Below are 15,006 nucleotides of genomic sequence, written 5' to 3' on the forward strand. Positions count from 1 at the left end.
GACCTTAGCGCGCCGGCTGTGCCGGCGGCGGGGTCGGTGCAGCCGGTTCTGCAGACTTGGTCGGTTCGGCGGTGGCATTGCCGTCGGCGCGATCGCCGGTGCGATAGCTCACATACGCCTCGCCGCGCAGTTCCTGCAGGTAGCGGTTGTATTCCTCTTCCAGCTTGCGGCGGCCGATCGTTTCACGGATCTGGGCGCGCTGGTTCTCGGCACTGACGTCGGTCTGGCGGCTGCCGACGCGCTGCACGATGTGCCAGCCGGCCTGGGTGCGGAACGGCTCGGACACCCCGCCGTCGGCCAGGCTCTCGACCTGCTTGCCGAAGTCCGGGCCGAACGCATCGGCCGGGAACCAGCCCAGATCGCCACCCTGCCCACGGCTATTGGTGTCCTCGGAGGACTCCTTGGCCGTCGCCTGGAAGTCGGCGCCGCCGACGATGCGCGCGCGCAGCGTATCGATCTTGGCCTTGGCCTGGGCTTCGGTCTGGTTGTCGCCAATGCGGATCAGGATGTGCCTGGCGTTGTACTCGGTGACCATCTTCTTTTCGCCGCCGGCATTGGCGTCGCGCATTTCCACCAGCTTGAGCAACTGGAAACCGCTGGGGCCACGCAGCGGGCCGGCAACCTGGCCGGGCTGCATGTCGCGGATCAGCTGGGCGAAGGCATTGGGAATTTCGTCCAGGCTACGCCAACCCAGGTCGCCGCCTTCCAGTGCATTGGGGCTGTCCGAATAACGCACCGCTGCAGCAGAGAAGTCCAGCTCGCCCTTGTCGATCAAGGCCTTCACGCCATCGACCTTTTTCTGGCCGGTGGCGATCTGGTCGGCCGTCGCGCCTTCCGGCAGGCCCACCAGGATGTGCGCCAGGTGGTACTGGCTACCGGTGGTGGCCTGCTGGGCCAGCGCGGTATCCACTTCGCCTTCGCTCACGCTGATGCGGCTCTGCGCAAAGCTCTGGCGCAGGCGCTGTACGATGATTTCATCGCGCACAGAAGCGCGGAAATCGCCATAGCCCATGCCGTCGGCCGCCAGTTTCTGGCGCAGGCCATCGACGGTGGTGCCGTTCTGCTGGGCAATGCTGGCGATGGCGCGGTTGAGTTCTTCGTCGCTGACGCGGATGCCGCTGCCGTCGGCGCGGCCGACCTGCAATTTGACCAGCACCAGGCGTTCGAGCACCTGCCGCTGCAGGACATCGTCCGGCGGCAGCTGGTTTTCGCGACCGGCATACTGCGACTTGACGTTGCGCACAGCGCGATCGAGCTCGCTCTGCAGCACCACGTCTTCGTCCACGATAGCGGCGATACGATCCAGCGGCTGGGATTGCTGCGCCGATGCCAGCGGCGAGACCGTGCTGGTGATCACCAGCAACGAGGCAAGAAGAACAGAGAAAGGCTTGGTCATGGAATCAGGTTCGGATCGTAATCGTCCGGATTGGTCGTGGTGTTGCTGGGCGGGACCAGGTACAGGTCGTCGCGGTAATAGCCGAGAATAGCACGGCGCAAAGTGCGGTCCGTGTTCTGGCCAAACGAGCTCAAGCCCTTGAGCACGAACTCGAACTGGATCGAGTTGTCCATCTCGCCATCGCGGTTGCGCACGAACCGGCGCACCAGCGCGCGCACTGCCAGGCAGCAGCTGTCCCACTGCACGCCGCCGATGATTTCCAGCGGCTTGCGATCCAGTAGCGAATAGTAGTAACGCCCGACCGCACTCCAGGTGGGGTTGATCGGATACAGGAAGGAGAAGTCGGCCTGCTTGAGCTGGTCGCTATCGTCAATCAGGTTGCGGCGATAGCGATAGGCCAGATTGATGATGCCGTCGTTGCCCAGCAGGTAACGCGTGCGCAGGCTGGCCAGATCTTCCTTGCGCGAGTTCGGGTTCCACTGATAGGTGGCGCCCATCGACCAACGGTCGTTGATCATGTAGTTCGCGTCGGCCACCCAGGCTGACTTGCCCTGTTCGATGGGCTGCTCGCTGTTGGCGGTAGAGCTGTTGATCGTGACCAGCGAATCGTTGAAGTACAGGATCTGGCCTGCGCTCAGCGACAACTTTTCGCGACCATCCTCTTGGCGAAGCCAGCGCGAAGTCACGGCCAGGGTCAGCTGGTTGGCGTCATTCTGACGGTCGGCACCGGTGTAACGGCTGTCCCGGAACAATTGTCCGTAGCTGAAGGTGAACGGACGGGTGTCGAACACCGGCAGGTCATCCTGGTCCCGATACGGCACGTACAGGTAGTACATGCGCGGCTCCAGCGTATTGAGATAGTTGGTCCCAAACACCGAGGTTTCGCGATCGAAATACAGGCCGGCATCCAGCGAGGCGATCGGCAGGCTGCGCGTGGGCGACCGATCACCAGTGAGTGGCGCCGTGTTGGCCAGAGTCGAGTCCAGTTGATAGGCGGTGTAACGCCATGCAACCGTCGGGGTCATGAACCAAGCCGCGCCTGACAATGGCATCGAGATGTAGGGTTTGACGTCCAGGCGCGAGCCGCTGCCATAGTCATAGTTACGGACATTGGTGCGGACGTATTCGTCGCCATTGTTGGTGTTATTGCCGTTGGTATTCGGGATGAAATCCACCTGATACGAATCGTCATGCGTAAATCGCACCGCCTCGGCATAGACACCGGCTTCGAAAATGCCGAACGGCTTTTCCCAGGTGAAGTACGCACGCGGCTGCCGGTTGTAAGGCAGGGCTCGCTCGTCCAGGGTGTAGTCGGTCAGCTGCCAGCGGTCGGCCATCAGGCCGGCAGTCCAGGTCTCGCCGGTGCCGTAGATACCGATGGTGCTCTGCAGGCTTGACGCCGAGCCCATGCCGTTCAAGCGGCTGGTGAAGTCTTCCACATAGCGGGTGTCGCTGACCCAGGAAATGCTGCTGCGCGCCTGCCAATGGCTGTTGACGTTGTGGTAGCCGCTATAGAAAACGCTGCCACGATCCTTGTCGCGCAATTTATCGTTGGGCAGGTAGTTGCCGGTGATTTCGCCGCGACCGCCGTCGTACAGATAGCGGAACTCGGTGCCGAACATGAAACCGCGCTTGCTCATGTAGCGCGGCAGCAAGGTGGCATCGTAGTTCGGCGCCAGATTCAGGTAGATCGGCTGCAGGTAATCGAAGCCGTTACGGCCTGACAGGCCGAACTGCGGAAACAGCAGACCGGTCTGGCGACGGTCGTCGATCGGGAACTTGAACCACGGGAAGTACAGCACCGGCACCTTGCCGATCTGCAACACGGCGTTGCGGGCGGTACCGAAGCCTTCCTCGTTGTCCACGTCGATCTCCGGCGCGCGCACGCGCCAGATCGGCTGCGAGGGATCGCAGGTGGTATAGGTCGAGCGGTGCATCTGGCCGACCTGGCCCTGCAGGTCCACCGACTCCGCACCGCCGTTGCCGCGGCGGTCCACCAGCTGGTACTGGATGTTGGTGACCTTGTGGGCGTCGGTGTCCTGGTTGCCCTCGGCACGGTCGGCGACCATGCGGAAAGAGGTGTCCTGGTAGCGCACATTGCCTTCGGCGATGTAGTTGCCGGTCTCGGTGTCCATGCGCAGGTTGTCTGCGCCCAGGAACTGATCGCCGCGCTTGAGCGCCACGTTGCCCTGGTACTGCGGCGTCGTGCTGGTGCCGGACAGCTGGTCGCCTTCGATGTCGGTTGGCAGCTGCTGGCGCATCTCGGCCGCCTTGGGGTCCGCGGCGGGGGCGCCGTCGAAGCCTGGTAGCGGGTCTACGGCCGGGCACAAACCCCAGTTCAACGGCTTGTCGGCAGCCATGGCCGGGAGGCAGATGGCGATGCTCAAGGGCAGGGGCAGCAGGCGGAGAGCTCGGCGCACGCGTGGTTCAACCAATAAAATGGCGACTAGCTTGCCGTATACCCCGCATAGGGGCAATGAAGAGCGTCGGCGCGGAAAGGGCGAGGTTCATCGCCAGCACCGAGCGACCGGGGCCAACTGCCGGTCAGCGCAGCGCAGCGACGTGGGCCACGCTGCTTTCGCGCAGTGCCTGCAGGTCGTAGCCGCCTTCCAGCAGAGAGACCACGCGGCCGCGTGCATGGCGGTCGGCCAGGGTGCGCAGGGCGGCGGTCAGCCAGCCGAAATCGTCGTCGTCCAGCATCAGGTCGGCCAGCGGGTCGCGCAGATGGGCGTCGAAGCCGGCCGAGATCAGGATCAGTTGCGGACGAAACGCATCGATCAGCGGCAGCATGTCGTCTTCCCAGACATTGCGGAAGCGCAAGCCATCGCTGCCGGGCGGCAACAACAGATTGTGGACATTGCCGACGCCGCGCTCGTGGACGCTGCCCGAATGCGGGTACAGCCCGGACTGGTGGGTGCTGAGGTATTGCACAGCCGGATCGCGTTCGAAGATCGCCTGGGTGCCGTTGCCGTGGTGCACGTCGAAATCGACGATGGTGATGCGTTCCAGGCCATGCCGGTCGCGGGCGTGGGCGGCGGCCACGGCGACGTTGTTGAACAGGCAGAAGCCCATCGACACCTGTGCGGTGGCGTGGTGGCCGGGTGGGCGAACCGCGCAAAAGGCGGTGCGGGTCAGGTCCTGCATCACCGCATCCACTGCCGCAATGCCGGCACCGGCCGCGCGCAGGGCGGCTGCGCGCGAGGCCGGCACCATGCGGGTGTCCACGTCCAGCTGGCGGTAGCCGGTGAAAGGGGTTTCCAGCACGGCGTCGACCTGTTCGCGCTCGTGCACGCGGCACAGGTCGCCCAGCTTGGCCAGCGGCGCCTCGCGCCAGTCCAGGTCGGGGAAGGCGGCGCGCAACGCATCGACCACCGCTTCCAGGCGGGCAGGACTCTCGGGGTGCTCAGGGCCGGCGTCGTGGCCGAGGCAGGCGGGGTGGGTAAAGACCAGCATGGGGCAACTCTAGCCTCTCTGCAGCGCCGGGCACATGCTCAAGCGCGACGGCGGTCGTGCCGCCACAGCACTTCCTGCTGGCCATCGACACGGGCCAGTACCCGCGCCAGCACGAACAGCAGGTCGGACAGGCGATTGAGGTAACCGATCGCCTCGCTTCGCACGGTTTCCTGGCGCGACAGGGCGACGGTTTCGCGCTCGGCCCGGCGCACGATGGTGCGGGCCAGATGGCAGCGCGCGGCCGCCTCGCCACCGGCCGGCAGGATGAATTCCTGCAGCGGCGGCAAGCTGTCGTTGAAATGATCCAGCTGCTGCTCCAGGGCCTGGATGTCCGATGCCGTCATGGCCGCATGGCCGGGGATGCAGAGTTCGCCGCCCAGATCGAACAACTGGTGCTGCACGGTAGTCAGCAGTTCGGCGATCGGGGTCGGCACACCGGGGGCCGCCAGCAGCACCCCAATGGCCGAATTGGCTTCGTCCACGGTGCCGTAGGCGTTGACGCGCAAGGCATCCTTGCCGGTACGGCTGCCATCGCCCAGCCCGGTGCTGCCATCGTCGCCGGTGCGCGTATAGATACGAGAAAGACGGTTGCCCATGAGGTCAGCCGGCGTGGGTCTGGCGCGGTGGAGCAATCGCGCGCTCGGCCACGACCTGGACCAGCGCCGCCGCAGCCACGTACAGCGCAGCGCTGCGCAGGTACGGTCCCAACCAGTCGGTGTAGTTCTTGAACCAGCCGGCCAGAGTGGGCTCGCTCACGCTGGCGCTGATCCAGTAGAAACTGCCCTGGGCGATCAGCTGGCACAGCGCCACGGCGACCAGCAGGGTGGCAACCAGCCAGGCCAACGCGCTCCACCGCGCACCGTGGTAATGCCGACGTAGCCAGACGCCGCCAGCCCACAGCGCGAAATAGGCAGGGATCAGGCACCAGTACGCCAGCGACACGCAGTAGTGCTGCCAGAAGCTCATGCCCTGGCCGGTGATCACCAGCCAGTCCACCGCGACCGCCAGCCCCATCAATAGCGGGAATGCCAGCCGGGTACGCGCCGCCAGATGGAATCCGCCGATGAAGAACACCGCCCACGACGCATCCGGCACCGGGGCGAAGTGATTGATCCGCGTGGCCGCCATCAGCACGGCCAGCAGGCTCAGGATCCAGGTGTCGTGCGAGCGAGGCATCATGTGCGAGAAAGACCGGGTTGCAGGCGGGGGAGTGTAGCGTGGAAGCCGGCGTGCCCGCGCCGCGGTCTGGCCGGCGCCAGGCTGGGCAGAGGGCCGGGCGGACGGAAGACCAGCGCCGACTGCGGCGACGCGCGCACCGTCGCACGCGGCAAGATGTCCCACTCAGCGGCGCCACCGGGCCAGGGGCGAGGGCTTATCATGGCCGGATGACACACCCACATGACGTTCTGATCGTTGGCGGCGGCCTGGTCGGCTCCAGCCTGGCGATCGCACTGGACCGCCTTGGCCTGGATGTCGGGCTGGTCGAAGCCACCCCGGCTGGCACGCCGCCGGCGGTGTTCGACCAACGCAACCTGAGTTTTGCCGCGGCCACCGTCAACGCGCTCGGCGTGCTGGGGGTGATGGCCAAGCTGCGTAGCCCGCCCGGCCCGATCCGACACATCCATGTCAGCCGCGCCGGCGATTTTGGTCGCGTGCAGCTGGACGCCGCCGACTATGGCCGCGACAGCTTCGGCCAGGTGGTGGTGGCGCGCGACTTCGGCGATGCCTTGCAGGCACGTCTGGACGAAACGACCGGCGTGCGCCGCTACCGCCCGGCGCGCTGCATCGGTGTGGAGCCGGTACAGGGCGGCATGCGCGCGGTGCGCCTGGCAACCACCGATGGCGAACAGCGCGTCCTGGCCAGGCTGGTGGTCGGCGCCGACGGCAGCCACAGCGCGGTGCGCGAGCTGCTGCACATCGGTAGCGACGAGCAGGATTTCCTGCAGACCCTGTTCGTGGCGCGCGTGCGTGCCTCCCGGCCGCCGGACGGCACCGCCTGGGAGCGCTTTGGCGAACATGGGCCCACCGCCTTGTTGCCGCGGGGCGACCGCCACTACGGCGCCATCCACTGCGTGGCGCGTGCCGAGGCCGAGGCGGTGGCCGCCCTCGACGACGCCGGCTGGCTGGCACGGTTGCAGCGCGCCGCCGGCTGGCGCGCCGGGCGGTTTGTCGCCAGTGGCGAACGCAGCGCGTATCCATTGGTGCAGGTGCTGGCGAACGACCTGGTCGCCGAACGCGTGGTACTGCTGGGCAATGCGGCGCAGACGCTGCACCCGATCGGCGCGCAAGGGTTCAACCTGGGCCTGCGCGACGCGCTGACGCTGGCCGAACTGATCGAGCACGATCGCAGCGATGCCGGCGGCAGTGCCTTGTTGATCGCGTATCTGGCGCGCCGTCGCGTGGATCGCGAACAGACCATCGCGTTCTCCAGTGGCCTGGCACGCCTGACCGGCAACCCGGCGCCGTTGCTGCGGCCGTTGCGCAGCCTGGGGTTGCTGGCGACCTCGCAGGCCGCGCCGCTGCAGTCGATGCTGGTCGGCGGGGCGATGGGCTTCCGCGGCGAAGTGCCGCAACTGTGCCGGGGGGGCGCATGAGCCGTCGCCCTGCACGCGATGCGGTGATCGTCGGCGGCGGCGTGGTCGGTGCGGCCTGCGCGTTGGCACTGGCCGATGCCGGCTTGCACGTGGCGCTGGTAGAAGGCCGCGAGCCCGCACGCTGGCAGGCCGAGCAGCCCGATCTGCGTGTGTATGCATTCGCCGCCGACAATGCCGCGCTGCTCGACAGTCTCGGCGTGTGGGCCGGCGTCCGCGCCGGGCGCGTGGAGCCGTATCGGCGCATGCGAGTCTGGGATGCCGGCGGTGGCGGCGAGTTGCGTTTCGACGCCGACACCTTGGGCCGCGAACAACTCGGTTGGATCGTCGAACATGCGCTGCTGGTCGATCGCCTGTGGGCGGCCGTGCACAGCGCGGGGATCGAAGTGCATTGCCCAGCGCGCGTGGCCGAACTGGAGCAGGACGCCCATAGCGTGCGCCTGCGCCTGGACGATGGCAGCCGGCTGGAGGCGGCCATCGCCATCGCCGCCGATGGCGCGGCGTCCACCTTGCGTGACTTGGCCGGCTTGCCGGTGTCGCGGCACGCCTACGCACAGCGCGGCGTGGTCGCGTTCGTGGAGACCGAACAGTCGCACCAGGCCACGGCCTGGCAGCGCTTTTTGACCACCGGGCCGCTGGCGTTCCTGCCGTTTGCCGATGGACGCAGTTCGATTGTCTGGACGTTGCCCGACAGTGATGCCGAGCGCGTACTGCAGCTGGACGATGCGGCGTTTTCGCGCGAGCTGACCCAGGCCTTTGCTGCGCGCCTGGGTCAGGTGCGGGTGACCTCCGCACGCACTGCGTTCCCGTTGCAACGGCAATTGGTGGAGCAGTACGTCAGTGGCCGCGTGCTGACCCTGGGCGACGCGGCGCATGTGGTACATCCGTTGGCGGGGCAGGGTGTCAACCTGGGCCTGCGCGATGTCGCTGCGTTGCGCGCGGAAGTGCGCGGTGCGCTCGCCAAACGTGCGGACTGGGCCGCGCCGCATCGCCTGCAGCGTTGGGCGCGCACCCGCCGCAGCGAAAATACCGTGGCCGCCTACGGCTTCGATGCGATCAACAACGTGTTTTCCAACGACGAGATGCACCTGACCCTGCTACGCGGGTCGGTGCTCGGCCTGGCCGGCAGGTTGCCGCCGCTGGTCGATGTGTTGTGGCAGCGCGCCTCCGGCGGCGGCGCGTAAGTCACATGGCGTCTGTCGGCCTGCCCTCAGGATAGCCGGCAGCGTCGATATTTATGTCTCCACGCTTATAGCGTAGGCCGCATCTTCCATACGACGCACGCAGCCGGTGTGGCTACAGTCGCGCCATGACTTCCGTTACGCACGCGTCCAGACCCACCTTGCTGCTGCTCTGCGGCCTGCTGTGCGACGCTGCCATCTGGCAGCCGCAGCGCGACGCACTGTCAGATCTGGCCGATGTGCAGGTGCTGGATTTCCCCGGGTTCGACAGCATCGTGCAGATGGCTGCCCACGTGCTGGCTGTCGCACCGCCGCTGTTTGCCTTGGCCGGACATTCGATGGGGGGGCGGGTTGCGCTGGACATCATGCGTCAGGCGCCCGAGCGGGTAACACAGCTGGCACTGCTCGATACCGGCATCGCGCCGCGTCGCGATGGCGAACGCGAGGAACGCCAGGTGCTGGTGGATCTGGCACAAACGCAAGGCATGCAGGCGCTGGCGCTGGCCTGGTTGCCACCGATGCTGCACCCCGCACGCAGCGCCGATACCGGTTTGATGCAAGACCTCAGCGCGATGGTGCAGCGCCAAACCGCACACAGCTTTGCTGGCCAGGTCCACGCCTTGCTGGAGCGCCCGGATGCCGCGCCAGTGCTTGCGCAGATCCGCTGCCCCACCTTGCTGGGTGTCGGGCGCCAGGACGCCTGGAGCCCGCTGGCACGGCATCAGGACATGGCACGGCGCATTCCGCACGCGCAGCTGGTGGTGTTCGAAGACTGCGGGCATATGGCGCCGGTGGAAGCGCCCGCTGCCGTCAGCACCGCGCTACGCGAGTGGCTGAGCACGTGATCGCCCGTGCCGTAGGCGGCAGCTCGGTCGTCTCGGCAATTGCCCTGCGCTGAAGTATCGCCAGCGCTTTATTCGTGTCATTCCACTGCCAAGGGAGGCTGCTGCGTGTCTGCAGACATTTCGATCATCGTTGCCTGCGAACAGCTGATTCGCCAGTTCGCTTTGCACAACGACCGCCATGAGCACCAGGCGCTGGTTGCGCTGTTCACCGCCGACGGCGTATTTGTACGACCGAGCGCGCCGGACGTGCCCGTGCATGGACGCGACGCGATCCTTGAATCCTTCCGTGCTCGCGCGCCACGCAATACCTGTCATTTGATGCTCAATACCCTGGTCAGCGTTCAATCAAGCACGCTAGCCCACGCGCATAGCCATGTGTTGCTATACAGCGCGCCGCAGACCAATGCAGCTGTTCCCTGGACGGCACAGGCACCCGCATTGATCGGCACCTTCGACGATGTGCTGGTGCACCAGGACAACCAATGGCTGTTCAAGCAACGCGTCGGTGCATTGCTGCTGCACGTCGAAGCGCACTGACCGAGATTGACCGCTGTTTGCCTGTTCAACGATGCCGCCGGCCATTGCAAGCGACATCTCGACACTGCTCTCCCCCCAGTCGCGTTGCCTCAATCGCCCATCCTCGTTGGAGAATCGCCTAGTGGAACGCGCATGCTCGTCTGTTGGTCGTCGTCGCTCATCGCCCTGCTCGCATCGCCTGCGCGCCGGCAGCTTGACTCTGCTGCTGGGTGCACTCGCGCCGGCGGCAGCCTTTGCACAAGCCGTGCCCGACACGGTTCCGGTGCCGCAGGGCATCAACCTGGGGGGCACCAGCTTTTTCGACGGTTTTGGCTCCACCCAACCCGGCTGGACGGTGATCGAATATCTGCGCCATGCGCACTTGAATGCCGTCCTGGATGCGCAAGGCAACGATTCGCCGGCGTTTCGTGATCCGAAGATCAGCAGCTCGGCAGCGCTGACCCAGCTCATCTATGTCACGCCCTATCAATGGTTGGGCGGCACGATTGCCATCGATGCCATCGTGCCGTTGGTCAACCAGAATGCTTCGTTTGCCGCCGACAGTCCGGTGCGGTTGAGCGACAACGGATTCGGCATTGGCGATATTGCGGTCGGGGCGGCATTGCAGATGCCGCCGGTGATGCGCAATGGCCGGATCCTGCTGTTTCAGCGCTTCGCCCTGGTGGCCTTTGCACCGGTGGGCAAGTTCGATCGCGACATCGCGATCAACCAGAGCACCGGTTACTGGTCGTTCTCGCCGCATTGGGCATTCACGGTACAGCCCACCGATAACTGGGAGGTCAGCATGCGGCTGCACTACATGTACAACTTCCGCACCGACCGTGCCGGTGGGGTGCCGCCAATCCCCGGCTTCCAGTTCCGCAACGGCCAGGCAGGCGATCTGGCATGGCTGAATTTTGCCAGCTCGGTCAAGGTGACCGAGCAGCTGCGGGTCGGTGTCAACGGCTTCTATCTGCAGCAGCTACAAGACAACCGGACCAACGGCCAGCGCGTGCCCGACAGCAAGCGCACCCAGTTCTACATGGGGCCAGGGCTTTCGTGGCGGTTGGACGCGAAGAACGTCCTCAATTTCAATGTCTACCTGCCGGTCGAAGTCAAGAACTCGGTGGCCGGAAACACCTTCAACCTGATGTTCGTGCATTCGCTGTAGCGCGCGAGCTGGCCCGCGCGCCACGGCATGGCGCGTATGGACCATGTCTGCTGCTCCGCAACGGGCGGCAGGCGCAGTGCGGCACGCGATGGAGTGCCCGCCACAAGAGAGGTGGCAGTGCTGCGAGAGCCGGCGGCGAGTCACAGCCCCATGCTGTGCCGCTGCGTATTTGCATGTTCGCGGAATAGCAACTCCGCACGCGCGCCATCGCGTTGTTCGATGGCCGCAACAATCGCGCCATGCTGGCGGTGACCGTAATAGAGATCGTCGTAGGTAAGCGTGGCCGAGCGCTGACCAAACACCACATTGACCGGACTGACGAACGGCACCAGCGTGCAGCGGTCCACCGTTTCGGTGAGGATCGGTTTGTTGGCCGCCACCACGATGGCCCGATGAAAGCGCGCATTGATCGCGCCATAGGTCTGCTCGTCGCCAGCACTGAGGCTGCGCTTGGCAAACAGCCGGTCGCCTTCGTACAGACAATCGTGCAGGGTGGAGAGCAGTGCGGCGGATGCGCCTTGTTCGGCCACGGTGCGCGCGGCCATGCCTTCCATCAGCGCGCGCACTGCCAGTGCATCCAGGCTTTCCTGCTGGCTGAAACGCCGTACCGCGTAGCCACGGTTGCCGATCTGCACCAGCAGGCCCTCCTGGCACAGCGCCGGTAACGCCTGGCGGATAGGCGTGCGCGAAATGGCCAGGCGCTCGGCCAGGGCCGCCTCGGTGATGCGCTCGCCCGGGGCAAAGGTGCCGCACAGGATCAATTCGCGTAGCTGCTGGACCGCTTGCAGTCGGTGGTTGTTCGCCATTGGCTCCATTCTCTCGCGCCGCACCGCAGCGCACGTTCCTTCGAAGGGGAAACTCGCAATTACTTGTATAAAAACCTTGCGGATGAGAGCGCTTGGTGGCAATTTGGATCCCAAGGATACCGTTTTGGCGGTCCGGAGTCGTTGGTCGTCCTCGTTGGGATCCATTGCAGTGGATTCCGGCCCAATCTAAGGACGTGCACTCAGCCGGTTGGCCGAGGTACGTCGCAGGAGCGCAGCATGGCAAGCATCATCGGCGGCATCGGGACATCGCACGTTCCCACCATCGGGGTGGCCTATGACAAGGGCAAGCAGCAGGATCCGATATGGAAGCCGCTGTTCGACGGCTACACGCCGGTCGCTGCCTGGCTCGCGGAACAGCGGGCCGACGTGCTGGTCTTCTTTTACAACGACCACTGCACCACGTTCTTCTTCGATCTGTATCCCACCTTCGCCCTTGGCGTGGGGGAGCGCTTCCCGGTGGCCGACGAGGGTGCGGGGTTGCGCAACCTGCCGCCGATCCGTGGCGATGTCCAGCTGCAGGCGCATATCGCCGAATGCCTGGTCAACGACGAATTCGACCTGACCGTGTTCCAGGACAAACCGATCGACCATGGCTGCGCCGCGCCGCTGCCGCTGCTGTGGCCACATGTACCGGACTGGCCGGGCACGGTGGTCCCGATCGCCATCAATGTCCTGCAATATCCGCTGCCGACCGCGCGCCGCTGCTACCGGCTGGGCCAGGCCGTGCGCCGGGCGATCGAATCGTATCCGCAGGATCTCAGGGTGGTGGTGGTCGGTACCGGTGGCCTGTCGCATCAGATCCACGGCGAGCGCACCGGTTTCAACAACACCGAGTGGGACATGGAATTCCTGGATCGCTTCCAGCATGCCCCCGAATCACTGACCGATCTTACCCACACCGACTATGTGCGCCTGGGTGGAGCCGAAAGCGTCGAGCAGATCATGTGGCTGGCCATGCGCGGCGCGCTGGATGGGCCGATCCGCAAGCTGCACCAGAACTACTACCTGATGACGACCACCGCGATGACCGTGGTGCTGTACGAGCCTGGCATCGAGTCCGCCGATGCGCCGCGTTCGGCCGAGCTGTTGGCACGCACCGCCAACGCGGCATGAGGAGAGACAGATGAATCCGCAAGTACACGGGATGGAGAAGATCGACGGCACCTACGTGTTCGATCTGCGCACCAGCAACCGCGCGCTGCGCCTCAATCGCTTTTTCTGGCACATGATCCGGGCCCCATGGCGCGACCGCTTTCTGCAGGATGCGGAAACCTTGATGCAGGAAGCCGAACTCACCGAGCACGAAAAGGAATTGATCCGGGCGCGCGACTGGCTCGGCCTGGTTCAGTATGGCGCCAATTTCTTTGTGATCGAAAAGTTCGCCCGCGTGGTGCGTATGACCAATCTCCAGGTCTACGCCATCATGCGCGGCGAATCCTTCGAAGCATTCATGCAGACGCGGCGGGTTCCCGAGGCGCGCTGAGCTGCGCGCCCTGGCTGTGTCGGTCCGGGCGCCGTATTCCGACTTCCCAACGTAAGGCCCACCCCATGACCATGTCCTCCGTGTTCTTCGAACACCGCATCAAGGTCCGGCATCTACGTGTCATCGAGGCGCTGGACCGGCAAAAAAGCCTGCTCCGCGCCTCGCGCGTCTTGAATGTCACCCAGCCCGCGCTCACGCGCGCCCTGCAGGAGATCGAGGAGATCGTCGGCGCGCCCCTGTTCGAACGCCATTCGCGTGGCGTGCGGCCCAATGCAATGGGCGAAGTGCTGGTGCAGACCGCGCATGTGGTGCTGGGCCAACTGCGCCGTGCGCAGGACACCTTCGAAGGCCTGCTGCAGGACGATGCGCTCACGATCACCGTGGGCGCGCTGCCGGTGGCAGCAAGCGGCTTGCTGCCTGCAGTGCTGGCCGCGCTCTACCGCGCCGAACCCACGCTGCGCGTGCGCCTGCTGCATGGACGCACCGATGAGCTGCTGCCCAAGCTGGCGGGCAATGAAGTCGACCTGGTGGTGGGGCGGCTCTATCCGCTGGCCCGCTACGATGCCTTGATCCGCAAGGTGTTGTACCAGGACCCGATTGCGCTGGTGGCGCGTAGCGATCACCCGCTGTTTGCCAATGGTCCGGTGCGGATTGCCGAGGCGGCAGCCTACCGGCAGGTGCTGCCGACGCTGAGCCAGCACGTGGAGCGTGACGTGGCGCAGGTCATGCGCGAACACGGGCTGGCCACACGCGACCAGCTGCGTTCCAGCTCGGCCAGTTTTACCCGCGAGATCCTGCTCGGCACCGATAGCATCGCAGTGATGCCGAGCATGATGGTGGCCGGCGATATCGCACGTGGCGAGTTGCGTGCGTTCCAACTGCAGCAACCCTCGCAGGCGCGTGCCGGTGGGGTGATCTATCGCGACAGCAGCGCCATCCACAAGCCGGGTGTGCGCCTGCTGCTGCGCGAGCTGGAACATCAACTCGCGCTGATGGCCGAGCAAGGCGCGGTGTGGGTGGACAACCAGGTTGGCGAAGACGACATCCTGCTGGATGCGTCCGCGTAAGTAGCGGCAGCTCGCTCTTTGCCAGTGGGGCGCTGCTTCCCTGGCCAGGATGGCGGGGAGTGGAACCTCGGTACGGCGCTGTGCGTGGTCTCCTCGATCAGTCCGCCACGGTGTACGCCAGCGTGATGCTCCTGCAAGGGAAGCGTCCCGCAGCGGTGGGAGGTCATTCCACCGCCTTGACAGGACGCATGCGGTGGCAGACAGCATGCAACGCATGGTTGGTTGCTGCTCCGCTTGACTGGCACCAAGCGTGCCGAATGCGCGTGACTGGCGCCGCCTTGAGCCACCGTTCGGATGTGTGTCGCAAAGTAGGTGTCCGCCAGAATATGCATTGCTTGGCGTCCATCATCTGGCGGCAGGTAATCGGTCTGCATCCTGCATCCTGGGCAGAGGCCAGCCACATCGTTGACATCAACCAAACCTGCGTACTGCCAATGCGCATCAAGCCATGCTCCTGCGTGGTGTGAATCGTCGGG

14 protein-coding genes are annotated in these 15,006 nt (G+C 65.4%); 8 read left to right on the forward strand and 6 right to left on the reverse strand.

The features are described 5' to 3' along the window. Positions 1–4 precede the first annotated feature (4 nt). The 5 genes from A7D17_RS07700 to A7D17_RS07720 form a co-directional block, all read right to left on the reverse strand. A complete protein-coding gene (locus A7D17_RS07700) occupies positions 5–1,396 on the reverse strand; it encodes a peptidylprolyl isomerase (RefSeq protein WP_064508564.1) in 1,392 nt (463 codons plus the stop codon). After that, entirely contained in the window at positions 1,393–3,816 is a 2,424-nt protein-coding gene (gene lptD / locus A7D17_RS07705; RefSeq protein WP_082861823.1) for an LPS-assembly protein LptD, read from the reverse strand. Before lptD ends, A7D17_RS07700 begins: the two co-directional genes overlap by 4 nt. A 124-nt stretch (positions 3,817–3,940) precedes the next feature. After that, positions 3,941–4,849: an arginase family protein gene (locus A7D17_RS07710; RefSeq protein ID WP_064508566.1), complete on the reverse strand. Its 909-nt coding sequence runs from the start codon at positions 4,847–4,849 to the stop codon at positions 3,941–3,943. A 38-nt stretch (positions 4,850–4,887) separates the two neighbouring features. Next, on the reverse strand, positions 4,888–5,445 hold the full coding sequence (locus A7D17_RS07715; protein WP_064508567.1) for a cob(I)yrinic acid a,c-diamide adenosyltransferase: 558 nt from the start codon (positions 5,443–5,445) through the stop codon (positions 4,888–4,890). Between the two features lie 4 nt (positions 5,446–5,449). Next, positions 5,450–6,028, reverse strand: coding sequence for a hypothetical protein (locus A7D17_RS07720; protein WP_064508568.1), 579 nt, complete (start codon positions 6,026–6,028; stop codon positions 5,450–5,452). A gap of 206 nt (positions 6,029–6,234) precedes the next feature. Between A7D17_RS07720 and ubiH the strand changes: the two genes are divergently transcribed. The 5 genes from ubiH to A7D17_RS07745 all read left to right on the forward strand — a co-directional run bounded on the left by ubiH (position 6,235) and on the right by A7D17_RS07745 (position 11,153). Continuing rightward, positions 6,235–7,443, forward strand: a complete 1,209-nt coding sequence (gene ubiH, locus A7D17_RS07725; RefSeq protein ID WP_064508569.1) for a 2-octaprenyl-6-methoxyphenyl hydroxylase — start codon at positions 6,235–6,237, stop codon at positions 7,441–7,443. Continuing rightward, positions 7,440–8,624, forward strand: coding sequence for a UbiH/UbiF family hydroxylase (locus tag A7D17_RS07730; protein ID WP_064508570.1), 1,185 nt, complete (start codon positions 7,440–7,442; stop codon positions 8,622–8,624). The genes ubiH and A7D17_RS07730 overlap by 4 nt, the downstream gene beginning before the upstream one ends. Before the next feature lie 125 nt (positions 8,625–8,749). Then, positions 8,750–9,466 (forward strand): alpha/beta fold hydrolase, encoded by a 717-nt coding sequence (locus A7D17_RS07735; RefSeq protein WP_064508571.1) that lies wholly within the window; start codon positions 8,750–8,752, stop codon positions 9,464–9,466. A 105-nt stretch (positions 9,467–9,571) separates the two neighbouring features. Continuing rightward, entirely contained in the window at positions 9,572–10,003 is a 432-nt protein-coding gene (locus tag A7D17_RS07740) for a nuclear transport factor 2 family protein (protein WP_064508572.1), read from the forward strand. Between the two features lie 202 nt (positions 10,004–10,205). Beyond that, the gene (locus A7D17_RS07745) at positions 10,206–11,153 is read left to right on the forward strand and encodes a SphA family protein (protein ID WP_064508722.1); all 948 of its coding nucleotides are present in this window, start codon (positions 10,206–10,208) and stop codon (positions 11,151–11,153) included. Positions 11,154–11,293: 140 nt separating this feature from the next. On the opposite strand, the gene A7D17_RS07750 is transcribed toward A7D17_RS07745, so the two are convergent. Beyond that, entirely contained in the window at positions 11,294–11,968 is a 675-nt protein-coding gene (locus A7D17_RS07750; protein WP_064508573.1) for a GntR family transcriptional regulator, read from the reverse strand. Positions 11,969–12,196: 228 nt separating this feature from the next. Between A7D17_RS07750 and A7D17_RS07755 the strand changes: the two genes are divergently transcribed. The 3 genes from A7D17_RS07755 to A7D17_RS07765 all read left to right on the forward strand — a co-directional run bounded on the left by A7D17_RS07755 (position 12,197) and on the right by A7D17_RS07765 (position 14,530). Next, positions 12,197–13,093, forward strand: coding sequence for a gallate dioxygenase (locus A7D17_RS07755; protein ID WP_064508574.1), 897 nt, complete (start codon positions 12,197–12,199; stop codon positions 13,091–13,093). A gap of 10 nt (positions 13,094–13,103) precedes the next feature. Beyond that, positions 13,104–13,463 (forward strand): protocatechuate 3,4-dioxygenase, encoded by a 360-nt coding sequence (locus A7D17_RS07760; RefSeq protein ID WP_064508575.1) that lies wholly within the window; start codon positions 13,104–13,106, stop codon positions 13,461–13,463. A gap of 65 nt (positions 13,464–13,528) precedes the next feature. After that, positions 13,529–14,530 (forward strand): LysR substrate-binding domain-containing protein, encoded by a 1,002-nt coding sequence (locus A7D17_RS07765; protein WP_064508576.1) that lies wholly within the window; start codon positions 13,529–13,531, stop codon positions 14,528–14,530. The last annotated feature ends 476 nt before the right edge of the window (positions 14,531–15,006 follow it).

The sequence above is a fragment of the Xanthomonas floridensis genome (assembly GCF_001642575.1).
In the GTDB taxonomy this organism is placed as follows: Bacteria; Pseudomonadota; Gammaproteobacteria; order Xanthomonadales; family Xanthomonadaceae; genus Xanthomonas; species Xanthomonas floridensis.

What these genes read in the sequence shown, in the direction of transcription:
- A7D17_RS07700 (WP_064508564.1), bottom strand. Translation starts at nt 1,396, where the DNA reads ATGACCAAGCCTTTCTCTGTTCTTCTTGCCTCGTTGCTGGTGATCACC.
- A7D17_RS07710 (WP_064508566.1), bottom strand. Translation starts at nt 4,849, where the DNA reads ATGCTGGTCTTTACCCACCCCGCCTGCCTCGGCCACGACGCCGGCCCT.
- A7D17_RS07715 (WP_064508567.1), bottom strand. Translation starts at nt 5,445, where the DNA reads ATGGGCAACCGTCTTTCTCGTATCTATACGCGCACCGGCGACGATGGC.
- A7D17_RS07720 (WP_064508568.1), bottom strand. Translation starts at nt 6,028, where the DNA reads ATGATGCCTCGCTCGCACGACACCTGGATCCTGAGCCTGCTGGCCGTG.
- ubiH (WP_064508569.1), top strand. Translation starts at nt 6,235, where the DNA reads ATGACACACCCACATGACGTTCTGATCGTTGGCGGCGGCCTGGTCGGC.
- A7D17_RS07730 (WP_064508570.1), top strand. Translation starts at nt 7,440, where the DNA reads ATGAGCCGTCGCCCTGCACGCGATGCGGTGATCGTCGGCGGCGGCGTG.
- A7D17_RS07735 (WP_064508571.1), top strand. Translation starts at nt 8,750, where the DNA reads ATGACTTCCGTTACGCACGCGTCCAGACCCACCTTGCTGCTGCTCTGC.
- A7D17_RS07750 (WP_064508573.1), bottom strand. Translation starts at nt 11,968, where the DNA reads ATGGAGCCAATGGCGAACAACCACCGACTGCAAGCGGTCCAGCAGCTA.
- A7D17_RS07755 (WP_064508574.1), top strand. Translation starts at nt 12,197, where the DNA reads ATGGCAAGCATCATCGGCGGCATCGGGACATCGCACGTTCCCACCATC.
- A7D17_RS07760 (WP_064508575.1), top strand. Translation starts at nt 13,104, where the DNA reads ATGAATCCGCAAGTACACGGGATGGAGAAGATCGACGGCACCTACGTG.
- A7D17_RS07765 (WP_064508576.1), top strand. Translation starts at nt 13,529, where the DNA reads ATGACCATGTCCTCCGTGTTCTTCGAACACCGCATCAAGGTCCGGCAT.